The sequence below is a fragment of the Georgenia thermotolerans genome (genome assembly GCF_009193185.1).
Classification (GTDB): Bacteria; Actinomycetota; Actinomycetes; order Actinomycetales; family Actinomycetaceae; genus Georgenia; species Georgenia thermotolerans.
This window is the reverse complement of record NZ_VUKF01000005.1, coordinates 89,375-101,924: the sequence shown is the minus strand read 5'-3', so window position 1 is coordinate 101,924 and position 12,550 is coordinate 89,375. Positions and strand designations below refer to the sequence as shown.

Genomic DNA, 12,550 nt, shown 5'->3' with positions numbered 1-12,550 from the left:
CGGTCATGGCTCGTCAAGTGGCGGCGGAACCCATGCAGCCTCACGACGCTCGGCACGCGCGCGCACGCCTTCCTGTCCCTCCACCGAGGCGAAGTGGCGGGCGGAGAGCTCGCCCAGGCCGGTTAGCTCGACAGCGGTCAGAGGACCGGTGGGCGCCTCGCGCAGCAGGGCCTTGGTCGCCGCGAGGGCGTCCGGCCCGCCGCGCACCAGCAGGTCCGCGTAGCGCCGGACCTCGGCGTCGAGCGCCTCGGCGGCCACGGCGGCGGTGAGCAGGCCGATGGCGACCGCCCGCCGCGCGTCGAACGCCTCGCCGGTGAGGAAGAGCTCGTGCAGGGCGTGCGGGGCCACCCGCCGGCGCAGCGGCGCCGAGACGACCGCGGGCACGACGCCCAGGCGCACCTCGGGGAAGGCGAAGGCGACCGTGTCGGCCGCGACCGCCAGGTCGCACGCGGCGACCAGGCCGACGCCGCCGCCGCGGGCCGTCCCGGCAAGGCGCGCGATCACCGGCTTGGGGGAGTGCCACAGCATCTCGATGAGCCGGGGGAGGTCGGGGACGCCGTCGGCGCGGACGTCATCGGACCCGGTGGGGGCCGTCCCGCCCAGGCCAGCATCGGCGGCCGCCGTCCCGCCCACGCCGGCACCGCCGGCCGCAAGGTCGGCGCCCGCGCAGAAGACCGGCCCGGTGTGGGTGAGGACGACGACCCGCACCGCCGGGTCGGCCAGCGCCGCCGCGAAGCGGCTTCCCAGCCGGGCGCGCAGGGACCGGGAGAGGGCGTTGCGGTTGGCCGGGGAGTCCAGGGTGATGGTGGCGACCCCGCGGGAAGTTGCGAGGTGGACGACCTCAGCGTCCATGACCGGCCCCGTTCGGCACCAGCTCGACCGGGACGTCGACGTGCTTGGCCCGCAGGTACTCGGCCAGCCCCTTGCCCTGGGAGTCCAGGGCGAGGCTGACCCCGACGCCCTTGCCGAGCAGCCCGACGATTGTGGCGCCCACCGCCCGCAGGTGCGGCAGCTCCCACAGCCGGAGCTCCAGGCCGGCCGCCTCCGGCAGCAGCGCGCGCAGCCGGTCCTCGGTCCAGAACCGCCGCAGCCAGGCGTGCGTGGCGTCGGTGCGGGCCCACACGCCGAGCGTGGCGTTGCCGCCCTTGTCGCCCGACCGGGCGCCGACGAGGGTGCCGAGCGGGACGCGCGTGGTCTCCCCGGACCGGTCGCCGGCGTGGGCGCCGCCGTTGCCGTCCGGCGCGGCAGGTCCCGACGGCGTCGCCGCCGCCGCGGGCTGTGCCCGCTCCGGCTCCGCGCCGGCCGGCGTCCTGACCGCCGGCACCTCCCACGTCCGCCCGTCGAACGTCACCCGCTGCGGGAAGTCCGCCGCCGGCATGAGGACCGGCCAGAACACCGAGCAGGCGCTGGGCGAGACGGGCGGGCCGGTGAAGTACAGCCCCGGGTAGCCGGTCAGCCACGTCTCCACCGCCGTGCGGGCGAACCGTCCCACCCGGTCGCGGTCCTGCCCGCGCACCGCGACGGTCAGCAGCGCGACCGCGTCGGTCATGCTGGCCGGGTCGGGCCGGTCCGCGCGCACCAGCCGCACGGCGACGTCGTCGAACCCCTCCCGACCGCCGGGCACCCCCGCCCAGAGCGCCGCCTGGGCCGCGGCCGCCTTGGCCTCGATCTCCCCGCCGGTGAGCACGAACGTCGTGCCGGTGCGCCACCCGGCCGGCACGATCGCCCCCACCTTGACCTGCCCCGGCGCCGGCTCCCCGCGGGTGCCGGACAGAAGCACCCGGTCCGGCCCGGCCGGCTCCAGCCGCACGGTGTCGAGCCGGACGACGACGTCGGGCGTGAGGTACCGCGGGCCGCCGACCTCGTAGAGCAGCTGCGCCGTGATCGTCTCGACGGTGACCGCCCCGCCGGTGCCCGGGTGCTTGGTGATCACGGCCGAGCCGTCGGCGTGCACCTCGGCCAGCGGGAACCCCACCCGCTCCATGCCCGCCAGCTCGGTGAAGAACGCGAAGTTGCCGCCGGTGGCCTGCGCGCCGCACTCGATGACGTGCCCGGCGGCCACGGCGCCAGCCAGGGCGTCCCAGTCGTCACGGGCCCAGCCGTGGTGCCACGCCGCCGGCCCGAGCACGACGGCGGCGTCGGTCACCCGCCCGGTGATCACCACGTCGGCGCCGGCCGCCAGCGCCTCGACGATGCCCCTGCAGCCCAGGTAGGCGTTGACCGCCTCCGGGACCGCGCCCGACGGCAGCGGCTCGCCGGTGTCCAGGTGCGGCGCCGCCCAGCCCGCCGCCCGCGCATGGGCCAGCGCCTCGGTGGCGTCGTCGCCGTCGATGACGGCGACCCGCACCTCTCGGCCGAGGCGCGCCCCGATCCGGCGCACCGCCGCCGCGCAGCCGTGGGGGTTGAGGCCCCCGGCGTTCGAGACGATGCGCACGCCCCGGTCCAGGCAGTCGCCCAGGACATCCTCGAGCTGGTCGACGAAGGTGGTCGCGTAGCCCGCGTCCGGGTCGCGGGCGCGCTGCCGGGCGAGCACGCTCATGGTCAGCTCGGCCAGCCAGTCGCCGGTGAGGACGTCCACCGGGCCGCCGTCGAGCATCTCCCGGGCGGCGGACAGCCGGTCGCCGTAGAACCCGGACACGTTGGCGATGCGCAGGGGCCGGCCGGCGCCGGCAGACGGGTGAGCCACGCTGCTCTCCTCTCGCGGCCGTCGGCCGTCAGCTGGGCGGGTCGGGGGCGAGCAGGGCGCGCAGGGCCATCCGGCGCAGCAGGTCCCCGGTGCCCGCCCGGCCCAGGCGGGCGCTGTGCGGGGTGGAGTTGATGAGGCCGAGGACGGCGTGCGCGGCGGCCACGGCGGTGGCACGCCGGACCCCGTCGGACCCCGCCGCCTGGATCTCGCGCGCCCACACGTCGACGTAGCTGCGCTGGAGCCGCCGGACCGTCTCCCGGTCCGTCTCCGCCAGGGCGTCGAGGTCGCGCTGCTGGACGGTGATCAGGGCCGGGTGGTCCAGGGCGAAGGCGACGTGCCAGTCGACCAGCGCGGCCAGCCCCGCGCCGTCGCCGGCCGCCGCCACCCGGTCCCGGGCCCCGGTGAGCAGGTGCTCGCTGATCCCGATGAGCATCGCGGCCAGGATGGCGTCCTTGCCCGGGAAGTGCCGGTACAGCGCCGGCCCGGAGATCCCCACCGCGGCGCCGATCTCGTCGATGGACACCCCGTGGAAGCCCCGGCGGGCGAACAGGTCCGCCGCCGCCGCGAGGATCTGCTCGCGACGCGACGGCGCGGGCGGCTGCGGCGGCGGGCACATGCCGGCATCGTAGACAGTGGCGTTAACGATTGCTAACGTTCGGCCAAACATTTCCTCGTTTGCTCGGTGGTGAGCATGACGACGACCCCGCACCGCACCGGCGCGCTGGCCGAGCTCGCCGCAGACCTGCGCGAGCGCCTCGCCGTCGTGCGCCGTGGCGGCCCGGAGCCGGCCCGCGACCGGCACGTGGCCCGCGGCAAGCTGCTCGTGCGTGAGCGGGTGGACCGGCTCCTGGACCCCGGCTCGCCCTTCCTCGAACTATCCCCGTTGGCGGCCACCGGCATGTACGACGACGAGGTGCCGGCCGCCGGCATCGTCACCGGGGTGGGCCGGGTGGCCGGGCGCGCGTGCGTCGTCGTCGCCAACGACGCCACGGTCAAGGGCGGCACCTACTACCCGATGACCGTCAAGAAGCACCTGCGCGCCCAGGAGGTCGCCGCCGCGAACCACCTGCCCTGCCTCTACCTCGTCGACTCCGGCGGGGCGTACCTGCCCCTGCAGGACGAGGTGTTCCCGGACCGGGACCACTTCGGGCGGATCTTCTACCACCAGGCCCGCCTGTCCGCCGCCGGGATCCCGCAGCTGGCGGCCGTGCTCGGCTCGTGCACCGCCGGCGGCGCGTACGTGCCGGCGATGGCCGACGAGTCGGTCATCGTGCGCGGGCAGGGCACGATCTTCCTCGGCGGCCCGCCCCTGGTGCAGGCCGCCACCGGCGAGGTCGTCACGGCGGAGGAGCTCGGCGGGGGCGACGTGCACGCCCGCACCTCCGGCGTCGTCGACCACCTCGCCGCCGACGACGCCGAGGCCCTGGCCCTCCTGCGCGCCGCCGTCGCCACCACCGCCCCGCCCGGCCCGGCCACGCTGCGCTGGCAGCCGCCCGAGGAGCCGCAGGAGGACCCCGCCGGCCTCTACGACGTCGTCCCCGCCGACGTGCGCACCCCCTACGACGTGCGCGAGGTCATCCGCCGCATCGTCGACGGCTCCCGGCTCCAGGAGTTCAAGGAGCTCTACGGCACCACGCTGGTGTGCGGCTTCGCCCGGATCTGGGGCTACGACGTCGGCATCGTCGCCAACAACGGCATCCTCTTCTCCGAGTCCGCGCTCAAGGGCGCCCACTTCGTCCAGCTGTGCAACCAGCGCGGGATCCCGCTGGTGTTCCTGCAGAACATCGCCGGGTTCATGGTCGGGCGGGCCTACGAGAACGCCGGCATCGCCAAGGACGGTGCCAAGCTCGTCACCGCCGTCGCCTGCTCGGTGGTCCCCAAGCTCACGGTCGTGATCGGCGGCTCCTTCGGGGCGGGCAACTACGCCATGAGCGGGCGCGCGTACGACCCGCGCTTCCTGTGGACCTGGCCCAACGCGCGTGTGTCGGTCATGGGCGGGGAGCAGGCGGCCGCCGTCCTGGCCACGGTGCGCCGCGACGGGATCGAGGCCCGCGGCGGTGAGTGGTCCGCCGCGGAGGAGGAGGCCTTCAAGGCGCCCATTCGCGCCCAGTACGAGGAGCAGGGCGCGGCGTACTACGGCACCGCCCGGTTGTGGGACGACGGCGTCATCGACCCGGTGGACACTCGCCGCGTGCTCGGGCTGGGCCTGGCCGCCGCCGCACACGCCCCGGTCCCATCGCCCGGCTACGGCGTCTTCCGGATGTGAGCGATGTTCTCCACCGTGCTGGTCGCCAACCGCGGCGAGATCGCCCTGCGGATCATCCGCGCGGCCCGGGCCGCCGGGCTGCGCACCGTCGCGGTGTACTCCGACGCCGACGTCGACGCCCCGCACGTGCGCGCGGCCGACGCCGCCGCCCGCCTCGGCCCCGCGCCGGCCGCCGCGTCCTACCTCAGCGTCACCGCGCTGCTCGCCGCCGCCCGCGCCAGCTGGGCCGACGCCGTCCACCCCGGCTACGGCTTCCTCGCCGAGGATGCCGCCCTGGCCCGCGCCTGCCTCGCGGCCGGGCTGGTGTGGATCGGGCCGCCGCCCGACGTCGTCGAGCTCATGGGCCGCAAGGATGCCGCGCGCCGGGCGGCGCAGGCCGCCGGGGTGCCCGTGCTGCCCGCGGTGACCGAGGACGAGTCCGGTGCACGCGACCACGGTGCACCGGACGACGCCGCCCTCGCCGCCCGCGCCCTGGCCGAGGTCGGCCTGCCGCTGCTCGTCAAGCCCGCCGCCGGCGGCGGTGGCAAGGGCATGCACGTGGTGACCGGGCCGGACGGGATGCCGGCGGCGCTGGCCGCCGCCCGCCGCGAGGCCGTGGCCGCCTTCGGTGACGGCGCCCTGCTCCTCGAGCGGTACGTGCCCGGTGGACGGCACGTCGAGGTGCAGGTCCTGGCCGACGCCCACGGGCACGTGGTGCACCTGGGCGAGCGCGACTGCTCGGTCCAGCGCCGTCACCAGAAGGTGGTCGAGGAGGCGCCGGCGCCCACCGTCCCCCCGGTGCTGCGCGAGCGACTCACCGGCGCGGCGGTGCGGCTGGCGGCCCAGATCGGCTACGTCGGCGCCGGGACCGTGGAGTTCCTGGTGGCGGGGGAGCAGGCGTACTTCCTGGAGATGAACACCCGGCTCCAGGTCGAGCACCCCGTCACCGAGGCCGTCACCGGCCTCGACCTCGTCGCGCTCCAGCTCGCCGTCGCCCAGGGCGAGCCGCTGCCGCTGCGCCAGGAGGACGTCACCGTGCGCGGGCACGCCATCGAGGCCCGCGTCTACGCCGAGGGGCCGGACTTCCTGCCCCGCGCCGGCCGGGCGACCACGGTGCGCTGGCCCGACCGTGCCCGCGTCGACGCCGCCCTCGAACCGGGCCAGGACGTGACCACCTGGTACGACCCGCTGCTCGGCAAGGTCATCTGCCACGGCGCCACCCGGGAGGCGGCCCGCCTGCGCCTGGTCGCCGCGCTCGACGACACCGCCATCGTCGGGGTGACCACCAACACCGGCGTGCTGCGCCGCCTCCTCGCCTCGCCGGCCTTCACCCGGGCCGAGCTCGACACCACCTGGCTGGACACCCATCCCGGCGCGTTCCCGCCTGGACCGCCGGACCTCGCCCTGTGCGCCGGCGCGTGGGCGCTCACCCGCCCGCGTGACCGCGACGCCACTCGCTCCGCCGTCGAGGGCCCCTTCGCCGTTGCCGACGGCTGGCGGCTGGGTGGACCGCCCGCCGACGTCGTCGTGGAGCTGAGCCACGACGGCGCGCGGCACCGGCTGCGCGTGCAGGCGGGTGGGGCGTTGACCGGTGGCGCGCGGGTGACGCTCGTCGGGGCCGACGGCGGTCTGCGGCGTGCCGTCACCGTGCACCCGGAGGCCGGTCCCGGGGACGGGCGCCCCGCCGCCGCGGGGCAGGCGGTGCGGCTGGAGGTCGACGGCGCCTGGCACCGCGCCGTCGTCGAGCGTCGGGGCGATTCCGTGGCGGTGGTGCACGAGGGCGAGGCGCACGTCTTCGCCGTCGCCGACCGGCTCGTGCAGGCCGTGGCGGCACCCGCCGACGGGCTGGTCAGTGCGCCCATGCCGGGACTCGTGCGCGCCGTCGCCGTGCGTGCCGGCGAGGCGGTCAGCGCCGGGCAGACGCTCGGCGTGCTCGAGGCCATGAAGATGGAGATGCCGCTGCGTGCCCCCTGCGCGGGCACCGTCACGCGGGTCACCGCCGCCGTCGGGGACCAGGTCGAGCTGGGCCAGCCGCTGTTCACCGTGACCGAGGAGGTCTGATGCGTACTGCGTTCACCGAGCTGGTGGGGGTCGAGCACCCGCTCGTCGGCTTCAACCGCGCGCCCGCTGTCGTCGTCGAGGTCTCGCGTGCGGGCGCGCTGGGCGTCCTCGGCGCCACCATGTACACCCCCGAGCAGCTCGACGCCCGGCTCACGTGGATGGACGAGCAGCTGGCGGGGCGGCCCTACGGTGTCGACCTGCTCGTTCCGGGATCCGTGGGCGCCGTCGACGGCGGTGGTGTGCCACCGGAGCACCGGGACTTCGTGGAGGGGCTGCTCGCCGACCACGGGATCCCGCCGCTGCCGGCCGACGCCCAGCTGGACCGGACCGGCCGGATCGACATCAGCCTGGAGACGAACATGGACGCCCAGGTGGTCCACGAGCTGCTCGAGGTGACGTTCTCGCACCGGGTGGCCCTGGTCGCCAGCGCGCTCGGCACGCCACCGCCGGAGATGGTGGCCCGCGCCCGGGCGGCCGGCGTGCCGGTCGCCGCGTTGGTGGGCACGGGAGAGCACGCGCGGCGGCAGCTGGCCGCCGGGGTCGACGTCCTGGTCGCCCAGGGCACCGAGGGCGGCGGGCACACCGGGAACGTGGCCACCATGGTCCTCACGCCGGAGGTGGTCGACCTCGCAGGGGACGTCCCGGTGCTCGCCGCGGGCGGCATCGCGACGGGCCGCCAGCTCGCCGCGGCCCTGGCCCTCGGTGCGGCCGGCGCGTGGACGGGCTCGGTGTGGCTCTCCAGCCTCGAGGACCCGGCGGCCGGCGTCATCAAGGAGAAGCTGCTGACCGCCCGCAGCACCGACACGGTGGTCTCCCCGACACGGACCGGCAAGCCCGCCCGGCAGCTGCGCAGCGCCTGGCTCGACGCGTGGGGCCGGCCGGGGGCGCCGTCGCCGCTGCCGATGCCGTGGCAGTCGACGCTGGTGCGCGAGGCGTGGGAGCGGATCGATCTCGCGGCGGAGGCGGGCGACGCGCGCGCCCGAGAGCTGGAGTCGTTCTTCGTGGGGCAGGTCGTCGGGACCTTCACCGAGCTGCGGCCGGCCGGCGAGATCGTGCGCGACATCGTGGCCGGCTGCGAGCAGCGGCTGCGGGAGCTGGGTGGGGTCGCGGCTCGCGACGTCGCCGGCTAGGGGTGCTCGCCGTCGTCCGTCATCGCCCCCTTCCGCTGAATCGAGGACTCCGGTTCGGTGCCAGCGATACCGTTCCGGCAGGTCTGTGCGGCTCCATCAACGAGAAGGGTTCGCCATGTGGCTCTGGATCACCGGTGTCGTGCTCCTCGTCCTCGCGGTCGTCGGGCTGTGGGCCGGCAAGAAGTCCGGCCGCGATGCCGACCCTCGAACGACTCAGGACCCGCCCGACCCCCGCCCGTACTACTTCGGTAGTGGGGGCAACACCGGCGCCTTTTAGAAATCTCTGTCCGATTTCGCGCTGGAACGGCCGGTCTCGCTCCCCGTTGATCGCTACCTTGCCAGCATGCGAGTCGTACCGAAGTGTGTCGCTGTCGTTGGTGGTCTGCTTCTCATGACCGGGTGTGGCGCCTCCCGAGCCGCCTCGCCTGAGCTCGCCGTCTTCGACCGGCCGGCGACCGCCGATGACGCCCTTCCCGACGGACGCGAGTTCGAGGACTACGACCACTTCCGCTTCGTGGGAGTGGTGGACGCAGCGCTCGTCTACGCGGCACGAGGCCTCGAGGAGCACCCGTGGTGCATGGTTGTCGTCCTCGATGGGCCGGGCGAGGACGACGCCGTCGCGGGCGGAAGCTGCGTCGACGAGGAGCACTTCGCAAGCCGGGGCGCCTTCGTCGGCGTCGGCGGGAATGGCCGAGGCGTCGAGGCGAGGCTCCTGCCCGACGATTTCACCGGGCAGCTCGAGGACGGGTGGGAAGTCGTCGGCCCGAACCTCGCCGCCCCCGGCAAGGCGTAGACGTGTCAGGTTCGCGGGCATTCCGGCGGTCCGGTCCCGGAGAGGGGAAGCGCGCCCTTCCTTCCCGGGCGGACCAGGTTCTGCCTGTGCTCGTCGCCGCAACCCTCATCGCCGCTGTGGCCTGGGCGGCGATCTGGCTGCTCATCGTTCCTCGCGCTGTCATCTGCCCCGGCGTCTACACCATGAGCTGTGCGGACAGCGACCGAAGCGTTCATGCGGTCGCCTGGTCCGTCGTCGTGGCCGCTGCCTACGCCGGCACCGCCGCGGTTTCGCTCACTGTCGGGCGACGACGCCCCTGGACGTGGCTCGGCTCGCTGGTGACCCTCGCCCTGGTCGCCGTTGTCAGCTGCCTCGCCATGCTGGCCGCCACCGGCCGCATCGCCAGCTGAGCGCCCGATGGCCACACACGAGCAGATGCGCCCGGAGGTTCTCGGCGCCGTCGGCATCACCTTCATGGCGGTGGAGGAGGTGTGATGGAGCGCCTCGAACGATGGGCCGACCGGTGGGTCAGTTGGGGCGGCGCCATCTGTGCGGCTGCCCTGATCTCAGCCGCCGCCGCGATCAACTGGTACGGCATCGCCCGCGGGTTTGCGCGCGCCGGGACCGAGGGGCTGGCTGCGGCCGCCGGCGCCGAGGCGAGCGCGCACATCTATGCCTTGATCGCCCTGCTGCTCCTTGTGGTCGGGTTGCGCATCGTTGACCGCAGCGAACGGTTGCGCGGCCCCAGGGAAAGGCACCGATGAGGTTAGACCTACCGCGAGGCGGGCCGACCGGGCGTTGTCCCCAGGCCCGGCGCGGATGTCAGAGCCCTTCGGTAGTGTGCTACACATGTTCGATAGGCGAGGTGGCCGGGACCGGGGTGCGGGGCAGCCCGGTGCGGACCCTGCCGCGACGAGCCCCTCGTGCCCGCCGGCCGCGCCGCCGGCTCCCGCTCCGCTCACCGCCGCCGACGTCGCCAGCTGGCGCGAGGCGCTGGCGTCGGTGGATCGGGATGTCTCGGACGCGGACCGGATCGACCAGCTGCGGGTGTTGGAGGAGCTGAAGGCGGCTGCGGCGGCGGCGCAGGCGCGCATCGCGGTGGACCTGGATCGCTCCCAGCGCCACGCGCAGGAGGCCGCGGGGGTGCCCGCGGCCAGGCGCGGGCAGGGGGTGGGGGCGCAGGTGGCGCTGGCCCGGCGAGAGTCGGCGCACCAGGGCGGGCGACTGCTCGGCCTGGCCAAGACCCTGGTGCTGGAGATGCCCCACACCTTCGCCGCCCTGCAGGCCGGGACGCTCAGCGAGTGGCGGGCCACCGTGCTGGTGCGCGAGGCGATCTGCCTGTCCGCCCCCGACCGGGCGGCGTTCGACGCCGAGCTGTGGGCCGACCCGGCCGCGGTGGAGCGCACGGGCACCCGGGCGCTGGTGGCCCGGGCCAAGCAGCTGGCCTCCCGGCTGGACGCCGCCTCCGTGGTGGCCCGCGCCCGCCGCGCGGAGGCCGAGCGGGGCGTGAGCCTGCGCCCGGCCCCGGACACCATGACCTACCTGACCGGGCTGTTGCCGGTGGCCGAGGGGGTGGGGGTGTGGGCGGCGCTGACCCGGGTCGCGGACGCCCTGCGCGCCCAGGGCGACGGCAGGAGCCGGGGGCAGATCATGGCCGACACCCTCGTCGAACGCGTCACCGGCCAGGCCCGCGCCGCCGACGTGCCGATCGAGGTCCAGCTGGTCATGACCGACCGCACCCTGCTCGAAGGCGACGCCGAACCGGCCGTGATCCCCGGCTACGGGACCGTCCCGGCCGGCTTCGCCCGCGACCTGATCACCGACCGCCTCGGACCCCTCGAGGTCGGCGGCGGCGATGGTGTGAGCGGGGCGCGCGACAGCGGCGCCGAGTCAGGCGCGGCCGGCGCGGGTGACTCGACGGCGCCGGGTGTGGCTGATCGGAAGGTGCTGGCGTGGGTGCGGCGGCTGTTCACCGCCCCGGGCACCGGCGAACTCGTCGCGCTGGACTCCCGCCGCCGCATCGCCCCACCCGGGCTGGCGAGGTTCGTGACCATCCGGGACCAGGCGTGCCGGACGACCTGGTGCGACGCCCCCATCCGCCACCGCGACCACGTCGTCTCCGCCGCCGCCGGCGGGCCCACCACCGCGGCGAACCTGCGCGGGGCGTGTGAGGCCTGCAACTACGCCCGGCAGGCCCCCGGCTGGACCGCCCGCACCCTCCCCACCAGCGAAGACGCGGCCACGGCTGGCACCGTCGACGGCGCCACAGACGATCAGCGGGCCGGGCCCGGCAGGCACGTCGTCGAGCTGACCACCCCCACCGGGCACACCTACACCTCCCACGCCCCACCCCTGCCCGGCCACCGACCCACCCGCCCGACGGCGCCGCCAGGCCGCCAGAGGCTGCCATCAGCCGACATTGCCGGCGCACCACCGGGCCTCCGCGTCTCCGACAGCGTCCTGGAGCGCCGCATGCGCGCAGACTTCGACTGGATCGCCTGACACGACCGCACCCGCCGGGGCAGCTGGGCTGCTACGCCAGCATCTCGTGCACCAGCGGGGCCACTCGGGTCCCGTACAGCTCGATGCTCTTCATGAGCCGCTCGTGCGGCAGGGTGCCGAGTGAGTACTTGAGGTCGAACCGCGTAAGACCGAGCGTCCGGGCGGCCCGGGCGATCTTGGTCGCCACCGTCTCGGGTGACCCCACGAAGAGCGCACCGTCGGGCCCGATCTCGTGCTCGAAGCGGTCCACCGTCATCGGCGGCCAGCCCCGCTCACGGCCGATCCGCTCCTGCATGGCCCGGTAGTGCGGGAACATCTCCTGGCGCGCCTCGGCGTCGGTGGCCGCGACGTAGCCGGGGGAGTGGGCGCCCACCGGCTGGTCCGCGCGCCCGAGCTGAGACAGCGCACGGCGATAGAGGTCGACCAACGGGGCGAACCGCGCCGGCTCACCGCCGATGATGGCAAGCATGAGCGGCAGCCCGTAGCGCGCCGCCCGCACGACCGACTGGGGGCTGCCGCCCACGCCCACCCAGGTGGTGAGGTGGCCGGAGTCGGTGAATGGATAGACCTTCTGGTGGTCCAGGCCGGCACGCGTCGTGCCGGACCAGGTCACCGGCCCCTCGGTGAGCAGCCGGGCGAACAGGTCGAGCTTCTCCTCGAAGAGCACCTCGTAGTCCTGCAGGTCGAGGCCGAAGAGCGGGAAGGACTCGACGAAGGAGCCGCGGCCCAGGATCACCTCCGCACGCCCGGACGACACGGCGTCCAGCGTGGCGAAGCGCTGGAAGACGCGCACCGGGTCATCGGAGCTGAGGACGGTGACGGCGGAGCCGAGGTGGATCCGCTTGGTCTGACCGGCGATGGCCGCGAGCGCGACCTCGGGCGCCGAGACGGCGAAGTCCGGGCGGTGGTGCTCGCCCACGCCGAAGAAGCTCAGGCCGACCTCCTCGGCCAGCACCGCCTCGGCCACGACGTTGCGGATCACCTGCGGGTGGGGCAGCGGGACGCCGTCGTCGCCGACGGTGACGTCGCCGAAGGTGTCGAGACCGAGCTGAAGCTGGGGTGCCACGGGGTCCTCTTTTCCATGCAGACGTATCGACCGAGGAACCCGCGGGGCGCGGGTGGTATTCCGGCCGGTTGCCGGGCGCCCGAAGTGC

The 12,550-nt window shown here is 75.2% G+C and carries 12 protein-coding genes; 8 read left to right on the top strand and 4 right to left on the bottom strand.

Annotation, left to right across the window (positions count from 1 at the left end):
- Nucleotides 1-3: 3 nt before the first annotated feature.
- The 3 genes from GD970_RS03815 to GD970_RS03805 are packed head-to-tail and all read right to left on the bottom strand — an operon-like array spanning nucleotide 4 to nucleotide 3,302.
- Nucleotides 4-852 carry an enoyl-CoA hydratase-related protein gene (locus GD970_RS03815; protein ID WP_152200974.1) on the bottom strand — a complete coding sequence of 283 codons (849 nt, stop codon included), beginning with the start codon at nucleotides 850-852 and terminating at the stop codon, nucleotides 4-6.
- The gene (locus tag GD970_RS03810) at nucleotides 842-2,686 is read right to left on the bottom strand and encodes an acyclic terpene utilization AtuA family protein (protein ID WP_152200971.1); all 1,845 of its coding nucleotides are present in this window, start codon (nucleotides 2,684-2,686) and stop codon (nucleotides 842-844) included. Before GD970_RS03810 ends, GD970_RS03815 begins: the two co-directional genes overlap by 11 nt.
- 28 nt (nucleotides 2,687-2,714) lie before the next feature.
- Nucleotides 2,715-3,302, bottom strand: a complete 588-nt coding sequence (locus tag GD970_RS03805) for a TetR/AcrR family transcriptional regulator (RefSeq protein WP_152200969.1) — start codon at nucleotides 3,300-3,302, stop codon at nucleotides 2,715-2,717.
- A gap of 75 nt (nucleotides 3,303-3,377) precedes the next feature.
- Here GD970_RS03805 and GD970_RS03800 point away from each other — a divergent pair, with 75 nt between their 5' ends.
- The 8 genes from GD970_RS03800 to GD970_RS03770 all read left to right on the top strand — a co-directional run bounded on the left by GD970_RS03800 (nucleotide 3,378) and on the right by GD970_RS03770 (nucleotide 11,396).
- On the top strand, nucleotides 3,378-4,952 hold the full coding sequence (locus GD970_RS03800; RefSeq protein ID WP_152200966.1) for a carboxyl transferase domain-containing protein: 1,575 nt from the start codon (nucleotides 3,378-3,380) through the stop codon (nucleotides 4,950-4,952).
- Nucleotides 4,953-4,955: 3 nt separating this feature from the next.
- On the top strand, nucleotides 4,956-6,992 hold the full coding sequence (locus GD970_RS03795) for an ATP-binding protein (RefSeq protein ID WP_152200964.1): 2,037 nt from the start codon (nucleotides 4,956-4,958) through the stop codon (nucleotides 6,990-6,992).
- Nucleotides 6,992-8,122, top strand: a complete 1,131-nt coding sequence (locus GD970_RS03790) for an NAD(P)H-dependent flavin oxidoreductase (protein ID WP_152200961.1) — start codon at nucleotides 6,992-6,994, stop codon at nucleotides 8,120-8,122. The genes GD970_RS03795 and GD970_RS03790 overlap by 1 nt, the downstream gene beginning before the upstream one ends.
- A gap of 115 nt (nucleotides 8,123-8,237) precedes the next feature.
- The gene (locus GD970_RS21475; RefSeq protein WP_155524109.1) at nucleotides 8,238-8,399 is read left to right on the top strand and encodes a hypothetical protein; all 162 of its coding nucleotides are present in this window, start codon (nucleotides 8,238-8,240) and stop codon (nucleotides 8,397-8,399) included.
- Between the two features lie 66 nt (nucleotides 8,400-8,465).
- Nucleotides 8,466-8,915: a hypothetical protein gene (locus GD970_RS03785; protein WP_152200959.1), complete on the top strand. Its 450-nt coding sequence runs from the start codon at nucleotides 8,466-8,468 to the stop codon at nucleotides 8,913-8,915.
- An 86-nt stretch (nucleotides 8,916-9,001) separates the two neighbouring features.
- Entirely contained in the window at nucleotides 9,002-9,304 is a 303-nt protein-coding gene (locus tag GD970_RS03780) for a hypothetical protein (RefSeq protein WP_152200956.1), read from the top strand.
- An 84-nt stretch (nucleotides 9,305-9,388) separates the two neighbouring features.
- Nucleotides 9,389-9,658, top strand: coding sequence for a hypothetical protein (locus tag GD970_RS03775; RefSeq protein WP_152200954.1), 270 nt, complete (start codon nucleotides 9,389-9,391; stop codon nucleotides 9,656-9,658).
- An 85-nt stretch (nucleotides 9,659-9,743) separates the two neighbouring features.
- Nucleotides 9,744-11,396: a DUF222 domain-containing protein gene (locus tag GD970_RS03770; protein WP_152200952.1), complete on the top strand. Its 1,653-nt coding sequence runs from the start codon at nucleotides 9,744-9,746 to the stop codon at nucleotides 11,394-11,396.
- Between the two features lie 31 nt (nucleotides 11,397-11,427).
- Here GD970_RS03770 and GD970_RS03765 read toward each other — a convergent pair whose 3' ends face one another.
- Entirely contained in the window at nucleotides 11,428-12,462 is a 1,035-nt protein-coding gene (locus GD970_RS03765) for an LLM class flavin-dependent oxidoreductase (RefSeq protein ID WP_152200949.1), read from the bottom strand.
- Nucleotides 12,463-12,550: the final 88 nt, after the last annotated feature.

Coding starts and splice junctions, on each gene's coding strand:
- GD970_RS03815 (WP_152200974.1), bottom strand. CDS start 852: ATGGACGCTGAGGTCGTCCACCTCGCAACTTCCCGCGGGGTCGCCACC.
- GD970_RS03805 (WP_152200969.1), bottom strand. CDS start 3,302: ATGTGCCCGCCGCCGCAGCCGCCCGCGCCGTCGCGTCGCGAGCAGATC.
- GD970_RS03800 (WP_152200966.1), top strand. CDS start 3,378: ATGACGACGACCCCGCACCGCACCGGCGCGCTGGCCGAGCTCGCCGCA.
- GD970_RS03795 (WP_152200964.1), top strand. CDS start 4,956: ATGTTCTCCACCGTGCTGGTCGCCAACCGCGGCGAGATCGCCCTGCGG.
- GD970_RS03790 (WP_152200961.1), top strand. CDS start 6,992: ATGCGTACTGCGTTCACCGAGCTGGTGGGGGTCGAGCACCCGCTCGTC.
- GD970_RS21475 (WP_155524109.1), top strand. CDS start 8,238: ATGTGGCTCTGGATCACCGGTGTCGTGCTCCTCGTCCTCGCGGTCGTC.
- GD970_RS03785 (WP_152200959.1), top strand. CDS start 8,466: ATGCGAGTCGTACCGAAGTGTGTCGCTGTCGTTGGTGGTCTGCTTCTC.
- GD970_RS03775 (WP_152200954.1), top strand. CDS start 9,389: ATGGAGCGCCTCGAACGATGGGCCGACCGGTGGGTCAGTTGGGGCGGC.
- GD970_RS03770 (WP_152200952.1), top strand. CDS start 9,744: ATGTTCGATAGGCGAGGTGGCCGGGACCGGGGTGCGGGGCAGCCCGGT.